A 2,080-nucleotide genomic window follows, 5' to 3' on the forward strand; every position below is an offset into this window, starting at 1 on the left:
AACTTTAAAAGCTCCGTAGAAATCACGTTCAAGTTTTGTTATAAAAATGTCTCCTTCTTTTGTGTTCATAGGGCTTCTTCAAATGTTTGCCAACGTGTTTGTATATGGATTGTTGCGTGTTTAAGCACCTAATTTAGCAAATAAAAACCGAATAGAAAATCCGCGAGGATTTTCGTAAGTAGGCTAGGACTAGCAATAAATTATATACGGTGTTACCATACGTTTTTTTATTCCGTTTTATTTAATTCAGATGTTTTCACAACAATTGTATTTCCCCAAATATCTCCTAATCGTTGATTTTTATCTGTATTTTTTATTGTTATAATTCCGATTAGTCCAAAAAAGAACATATCGATTGGGTCAAGTAAATGTCTTTTAAAAGATTCTCCAAAAGTCAGTTTTCGGTTTATTCCGTTTTTCGGAATCGCTTTTAGTCCGACTAATGAATTTCCGATTGTTGCTCCGAAACCAATTTCAAGTCCAACAGTCAAAATCAGCCAAAAAATAATTGGTATTAATCCAGGCAAACCATTTAAAGAATATCCACCTTCATCATTCGGTTCTCCAAATGTGAAAATTAAAAAGAAAGTTACTCCGTAAATTATAATATAATCTACTAATCCAGCAACAAATCGATTTCCAATATTCGGTTCAGTTTTTATTTGTATATTTTGCCTTGATTCGTTCATTTAATAATCTGTTGCAATTATAAGATTTGGTTTTTCTCCAACTTCTATTTTTCTATAATTTACAAAAGCTCCACATTCTAAAATTGCATTATACAATTCAGGAACATTTTCTTTTAAGTATTTTCCGTTTTCAATTTGTAAAATGGTCGGTTCATCAGATAGTTCGTCAATGCAGTCAATCCAAGCATCCATATTTTCTCCATAATAATCTGGAAAGTGCATTTCTTTTTTAAATTCAGCGTGAAATGTCTTCCAATTTTTTAATCTTTTTCCTTTAATTATGAATGTTTGCATTTCGTTCTTAAATGTATGGTAACGTGTTTGTACAAGATTTAGTTGCGTGTTTAAGCTATAAACTTAATAAATAATTGCTGAACTAAGAAAGTCCGTGAGGACTTTCGTAAGTAGGCTCTAACCAAGCAATTAATTTTGTACGTTGTTGTGTGCAGTTAATTTTTTTCTTCTAATTATTGTATCATTAAGAATGTCATTTATGATTATCATTTCTCGATTTTTGTATTCTTTATGTTCATAGATAAATTCTTTTACTTTTTTTAATCGATTATTCTCTTTTATGAAAATAGTTTCGGAACTAACATTTTCATTAATATCATAAGTAATATTTTTTAATCTAAAGGGTTCTTTAAATTCATTAATCGATTCAATCAATTTCCCTTTCTGATAAATCATTTTTCTTTTTTGTACGGTATCATTACTAATTATAATATATCCATATTCAGCTTTTTCATTTTTATTATATTTTGTAATATTCATTCCAATTAAAGAATCTATATAAGATGTTATAATTAGAGTTTCTTTTTTCCCTTTAGTGTCATATTTATAGTCATAATCCATAAATATTGTATCATTTGGAGTCTTAGAACTAATATTTATCATTTGAGCTTTTTCAATTATATTTTCATTATTAACATAAGTTTCAAAGATTGATAGTAATTCTCCAAAACCAAACATTTTTTGATAAAGTAAGTCTTCATTATTTCTATAGTAAGTTTGATAAGTAAAATTCCCATTCTTAAATAAATTCCTTTTTAATTTATAAAGGACTTTTCCCTTTTCATCTAGTTTAGTTTTTACAATTGAAAGTGTATCTAAAATATTGTCATTTTCATCAATTGAAAATTCGAATTTTGTTTCACTAAAGTTTAGCTTATCGATTTTATCAATAATAGACTTATTATCTATTGAAAGGTTAGACTGGCAAGAGTTAATTACCATTAACAAAGTAAGAAGTAGCAGGATTTTTCTCATAGTTTTTTGTTTTGGTCTAATTGCACACAACGGGTTTTTATAAGATTTGTGCGACTGAGAAATCGGAGATTTTTCGGACGTAGCAAATCGTTTGTTTAATGTTTGTCGGTTTATTATTTAGT

At 27.7% G+C, this 2,080-nt stretch carries 3 protein-coding genes; all 3 read right to left on the reverse strand.

The genetic code is table 11. The features are described from left to right. Positions 1–227: 227 nt before the first annotated feature. The 3 genes from BLU40_RS17355 to BLU40_RS17365 all read right to left on the reverse strand — a co-directional run bounded on the left by BLU40_RS17355 (position 228) and on the right by BLU40_RS17365 (position 1,958). Positions 228–689: an RDD family protein gene (locus BLU40_RS17355; RefSeq protein ID WP_090126783.1), complete on the reverse strand. Its 462-nt coding sequence runs from the start codon at positions 687–689 to the stop codon at positions 228–230. After that, complete coding sequence (locus BLU40_RS17360) at positions 690–983, reverse strand: barstar family protein (protein WP_090126786.1); 294 nt, start codon at positions 981–983, stop codon at positions 690–692. Positions 984–1,112: 129 nt separating this feature from the next. Beyond that, the gene (locus BLU40_RS17365) at positions 1,113–1,958 is read right to left on the reverse strand and encodes a hypothetical protein (RefSeq protein ID WP_090126790.1); all 846 of its coding nucleotides are present in this window, start codon (positions 1,956–1,958) and stop codon (positions 1,113–1,115) included. Positions 1,959–2,080 lie beyond the last annotated feature (122 nt).

This window comes from Lutibacter oricola, assembly GCF_900106565.1.
In the GTDB taxonomy this organism is placed as follows: Bacteria; Bacteroidota; Bacteroidia; order Flavobacteriales; family Flavobacteriaceae; genus Lutibacter; species Lutibacter oricola.